Below are 5,068 nucleotides of genomic sequence, written 5' to 3'. Positions count from 1 at the left end.
GCACGCGGCGTGATCCCGATGCTCGACGTCAACTACGGCAATGTCTGGAGCAACATCGACCGGCTCACCTTCGAGAAGCTGGGCATCGCGAAGAAGGAGCCGGTCCGGGTGCGGATCTTCCGGCAGGGCGACCAGGTCCTGGACATGGTGATGCCCTATGTCGACACGTTCGGCGACGTGCCGGAAGGCCAGCCGCTGCTCTACCTGAACTCGGTGGACGAGATGGCACTGGCCATCAACTATGGCAGCTTCGCCGAAGCTCATGGCATCGGCTCCGGCCCCGACTGGACGATCAGCCTGTCACGGCCCTGACCGCGCCAGGCGCCAGCAAATCCTCGATCGCTCCGCAACGTCGGGCGTGCCCAACCGTTGACCACTGCTGGCCGTTGCCGGCGGGAATTCTGCATGACATCCGATCAGATCCTGTCCTTCCTCGTCGTGGGCGGCATGATGCTGCTCTTCATCTGGGGACGTCTGCGCTACGACATGGTGGCGATCGTCGCCCTGGTCGCGGCGCTGGCCGTGGGCATCGTCCCCTATGAGGAGGCGTTCACCGGCTTTGCCGACGAGATCATCATCATCGTCGGCAGCGCGCTGGTGGTAAGCGCCGCGGTTGCCCGCACCGGCATCATGGAGGCAATCCTGCAGCGGGTGGCGCCCAGGGTCCGGGCGGTGCCGGTGCAACTGGTCCTGCTGGTCGGCACCGTGACGATACTGTCCGCCTTCGTGAAGAATATCGGGGCGCTGGCGATCATGCTGCCGGTCGCCTTCCAGATGGCCAGGCGCTCCCACGTCTCGCCCTCGGTATTCCTGATGCCGATGGCGTTCGGCTCGCTGCTGGGCGGCCTCATGACCCTGATCGGGACCTCGCCCAACATCATCGTCTCCCGCCTGCGCGAGGAGATGACCGGCGAGCCGTTCCGCATGTTCGACTTCACGCCCGTGGCGCTCGGCCTGTCGGTGCTGGGCATCGGCTTCCTGGCGCTGGCCTACCGCCTCCTGCCCGAGCGGCGCGGTGCTGCGACCATGAACGAGGCGCTGGACATCAAGGACTACATCACCGAGGCCAAGGTGCTGCCGGAATCGGCGGTGGCTGGCGCCAGCCTGGGCAGCCTCAACGAGCGTTTCGACCACGAGGTCAAGGTGACCGGCCTGATCCGCGGTACCGGCCGTCGCCTCTCGCCTCTGCCGGACCTGCAACTGGAGGCAGGCGACCTCCTGCTGCTTCAGGGCGAGCCGGAGGCGCTGGAGCGGGCGGTCAAGCGGGCCGAGCTGGAGCTGGAGGGGCGGCGGCGGATCGCCGAGGGCACCAACAGCGACGATGAGATCGGCAGCATCGAGGCGGTGGTGGGGCCACGCTCCTTCCTGGCCGGGCAGTCCGCCGGCAGGCTAGCGCTCTACGACAGCTACGAGGTCAATCTCCTGGCGGTCAGCCGCAGCGGCCAGCGCTTCACCGAGCGGCTGCGCGACATTACCCTGCAGGGCGGCGACGTGCTGCTTCTGAAGGGCAATCTGGCGCGGCTGCCCGAGCGGCTGAAGGAGCTGGGCTGCCTGCCGCTCGCCAAGCGCGAGCTGCGCCTGGGCAACGTGCGCAGCAGCCTTATTCCGATCGCGATCCTGGCCCTGGCCATGGGGCTCACCGCCGTCGGCCTGGTCCCGGTGGCGATCGCCTTCTTCACTGCGGCAGGTGCGATGGTGTTGACCGGTGCCCTTTCCCTGCGCGAGGCCTATGACTCGATCGAGTGGCCGATTCTGGTGATGCTGGGCGCCCTGATCCCGGTCAGCGCCTCGATTCACGCCACCGGCGGCACCGAGCTGATCGCGGGCTGGCTGTCCACCGCAGCCGCGATGCTGCCGGCCTGGGGTGCGCTGGCCCTGATCATGGTGGCGGGCATGGCGGTGACCCCGTTCCTCAACAACGCCGCCACCGTCCTGGTGATGGGCCCGATCGCGGCCAGCTTCGCCACCCAGCTAGGCCACCGTCCCGACGCCTTCCTGATGGCGGTCGCCATTGGTGCCGGCTGCGACTTCCTCACCCCGATCGGCCACCAATGCAACACGCTGGTGCTGGGGCCGGGTGGCTACCGGTTCGCCGACTACGCCCGGCTGGGCGCCCCGCTCTCGCTCCTGGTCGTGCTGGTGGGCGTGCCGCTGATCATCCTGGTCTGGGGGCTCTAGCCAGGACGGCTTCTTCAGGCGGAAGGCTTCTTCGCGTCCACCTTCGGCAGGAAACGGTCCCAGCGCACCACCATGCGCTCGTGCCGCCCCTGGCCGATCCGGTCGACCCCGTCATGCAACTCCACCTTCCAGCCGATCCGGCGGCCTTCGATCCTGTCGACCTCGAGCGCCACCGTGACGGTGAGGCCGGGCGGCGTGGCGGCTTCGTGGCTGGCCTCGATGAACACGCCGAGCGAGCCCTCGCCCGCCTCAAAGCAGGGCTTGAGGTGGTCCAGGCAGGCCCATTCGATCAGGCCGACCATGAAGCCGGTGGCGAACACTTGCGGCATCGCCTGCCAGTCCGGGCTTTCCGGATAGAGGTGCGGGACGGTCTTGTCCGGCGGCACGAGGTAGGTGAAGTGGTGGCGGTCCCCGACCTTCAGCAGCGGCAGCATGACGGCATCTCCCCTGGCCGAAGCGGTCGGCTTGTGTCACGAGAATGTCAAGGAACGTGGCCAAGAGCGGCCCGACCATGTCGGTCAGGGGAACGGAAAAGATGCTGGACAGGCTGAAGATGGCAGCATTGCACGGGGCGGCCGCGCTGGCTCTCTTGGCGTTGGGTGCCGGCACGGCGCAAGCGCTCGATGCGCGCTACACGGACGCCGACGGCGACCTGGTCGCCGACACGCCGACCGATCCGGCCGAGCAGATCGACCCGGACACGCTGATCTTCGCCTATACGCCGGTGGAGGATCCCGCGGTCTATGCCCAGGTCTGGCAAGGCTTCCTCGACCATATGGAGGAGGTGACCGGCAAGTCGGTGCAGTTCTTCCCGGTCCAGTCCAACGCCGCGCAGATCGAGGCGATGCGTGCCGGCCGCCTTCATGTGGCGGGCTTCAACACCGGCTCCAACCCGCTGGCGGTCAACTGCGCGGGCTTCGTGCCGTTCGCGATGATGGCGTCGAAGGACGACCAGTTCGGCTACGAGATGGAGATCATCACCTATCCGGGCTCGGGCGTGGAGAAGGTCGAGGACATCAAGGGCAAGAAGATGGCGTTTACCGCCGAGACCTCGAACTCCGGCTACAAGGCGCCATCGGCCCTCCTGAAGGAGGAGTTCGGCATGGAGGCCGGGACCGACTACGAACCGGTCTTCTCCGGCAAGCACGACAACTCGATCCTGGGGGTGGCTAACAAGGACTATGTGGCGGCCGCGATCGCCAATTCGGTGAAGGAGCGGATGCTCGCCCGCGAGGTGGTCCCGGCCGATTCCCTGAAGGTGATCTACACCTCCGAGACCTTCCCCACGACCGGCTACGGCTATGTCTACAACCTGAAGCCGGAGCTGGCCGAGAAGGTCAAGGAAGCCTTCTTCAGCTTCGAGTGGGAAGGCAGCGACCTGCTCAAGGAGTTCTCGACCTCCGAGCCGCCGCAGGAGAAGTTTGTGCCGATCACCTACCAGGAGAACTGGAAGGTCGTGCGCGACATCGACCAGGCCATGGGTGTTTCCTACGCCTGCAACTGAAGGCAGGGGCGATGCTGCGGATCGAACGGCTGGTCAAGAAGTACCGCACCGGGGACGCCGCCTTGCGCGGCGTCGACCTGACGGTCGGCAAGGGCGAGGTGATCGGCCTGATCGGCCCGTCCGGGGCCGGCAAGTCCACGCTGATCCGCTGCGTCAACCGGCTGGTCGAGCCCAGCGGCGGGCGGATCTTCCTGGGTGACGAGGAACTCACCGCCATGTCGGGCGGGGCGCTGCGCCGCGCCCGGCGCCGGATAGGCATGATCTTCCAGGAATATGCCCTGGTCGAGCGGCTGACCGTGATGGAGAACGTACTGTCCGGCCGGCTGGGCTATGTCGGCTTCTGGGCCAGCTATTTCCGCCGCTTCCCACCCGAGGATGTCGAGCGCGCGTTCGCGACGCTGGACCGGGTGGGTCTGATCGACCATGTCGACAAGCGCGCGGATGCGCTCTCGGGCGGGCAGCGCCAGCGGGTCGGCATCGCCCGGGCGCTGGTACAGAGCCCAGAGCTCCTGCTGATCGACGAGCCCACCGCCAGCCTCGACCCCAAGACCTCGCGCCAGGTGATGCGCCTGCTCCTGGAACTGTGCCAGGAGCGGGGGCTGGCGGCGATCGTCAACATCCATGACGTGGCGCTGGCGCAGATGTTCCTGCCGCGGATCGTGGGGCTGCGCGCCGGCGAGGTGGTGTTCGACGGGCCGGCCAACGGCCTCACGCCCGAGGTGCTGACCCGGATCTATGGCGAGGAGGACTGGTCGAAGACCGGACCGCGCGACGAGGACGAGGACGTGCATCCGCACCTACCCATGCCGCGCGCCGACGAGATCGCCGCCGAGGCGTCATGAGCACGGTCGCGGCGACCGCCTATCCCCGGATCTGGCGCAAGCCGCCCTTCTTCCGCAACCGGGCGCTCAAATGGGCGCTGCTGGCGGGTGCCGTCGTCTATCTCCTGCTGGCCTTGGCTTCGGTCGAGGTGAACTGGGCGCGGCTGAGCGAGGGGGCGGGCCGGGCGGCACGGCTGTTCTCGGGCTTCCTGACCCCGGACTTCGTCAGCCGCTCCGGCGATATCTGGCAAGGCCTGATCGAGAGCCTGACCATGACGGTCACCTCGACGGTGGCCGGCATCCTCCTGTCGGTGCCGATCGCGCTCGGGGCGGCGCGCAACCTCGCACCCTGGTGGCTCTACGGGATCTGCCGCGGGATCATCGCGCTGGCACGGGTGTTCCAGGAGATCATCATCGCGATATTCTTCGTGGCGATGGTGGGCTTCGGACCGTTCGCGGGCTTCCTCACCCTGTCCCTCTCGACGATCGGCTTCCTGGCCAAGCTGTTGGCCGACGACATCGAGGAGGCCGACCCGTCCCAGGTCGAAGCGGTCCGGGCGACCGG

General features: G+C 67.5%; 6 protein-coding genes. 5 read left to right on the top strand and 1 reads right to left on the bottom strand.

Features of this window, described 5'->3' with window-relative positions; genetic code table 11:
- A partial coding sequence (locus EQG76_RS04135) for an SAM hydroxide adenosyltransferase (RefSeq protein WP_200840543.1) occupies nucleotides 1-312 on the top strand: 312 nt, incomplete at its 5' end.
- Between the two features lie 93 nt (nucleotides 313-405).
- Nucleotides 406-2,178 (top strand): SLC13 family permease, encoded by a 1,773-nt coding sequence (locus EQG76_RS04130; protein WP_159710859.1) that lies wholly within the window; start codon nucleotides 406-408, stop codon nucleotides 2,176-2,178.
- A gap of 14 nt (nucleotides 2,179-2,192) precedes the next feature.
- On the opposite strand, the gene EQG76_RS04125 is transcribed toward EQG76_RS04130, so the two are convergent.
- Entirely contained in the window at nucleotides 2,193-2,612 is a 420-nt protein-coding gene (locus EQG76_RS04125; protein ID WP_159710857.1) for a thioesterase family protein, read from the bottom strand.
- A gap of 119 nt (nucleotides 2,613-2,731) precedes the next feature.
- On the opposite strand from EQG76_RS04125, the gene phnD reads away from it, so the two are divergent.
- The 3 genes from phnD to EQG76_RS04110 form a co-directional block, all read left to right on the top strand.
- The gene (gene phnD / locus EQG76_RS04120) at nucleotides 2,732-3,682 is read left to right on the top strand and encodes a phosphate/phosphite/phosphonate ABC transporter substrate-binding protein (protein WP_159710861.1); all 951 of its coding nucleotides are present in this window, start codon (nucleotides 2,732-2,734) and stop codon (nucleotides 3,680-3,682) included.
- 11 nt (nucleotides 3,683-3,693) lie between these two features.
- The gene (phnC, locus tag EQG76_RS04115) at nucleotides 3,694-4,524 is read left to right on the top strand and encodes a phosphonate ABC transporter ATP-binding protein (RefSeq protein ID WP_159710855.1); all 831 of its coding nucleotides are present in this window, start codon (nucleotides 3,694-3,696) and stop codon (nucleotides 4,522-4,524) included.
- The coding region (locus EQG76_RS04110) for a PhnE/PtxC family ABC transporter permease (RefSeq protein WP_200840541.1) at nucleotides 4,521-5,068 on the top strand (548 nt) is incomplete at its 3' end. The genes phnC and EQG76_RS04110, both read left to right, overlap by 4 nt.

The sequence above is a fragment of the Geminicoccus flavidas genome (genome assembly GCF_009806515.1).
In the GTDB taxonomy this organism is placed as follows: Bacteria; Pseudomonadota; Alphaproteobacteria; order Geminicoccales; family Geminicoccaceae; genus Geminicoccus; species Geminicoccus flavidus.
Note: the sequence above shows the minus strand (reverse complement) of the source record. Positions and strands in the feature narration are given on the sequence as shown.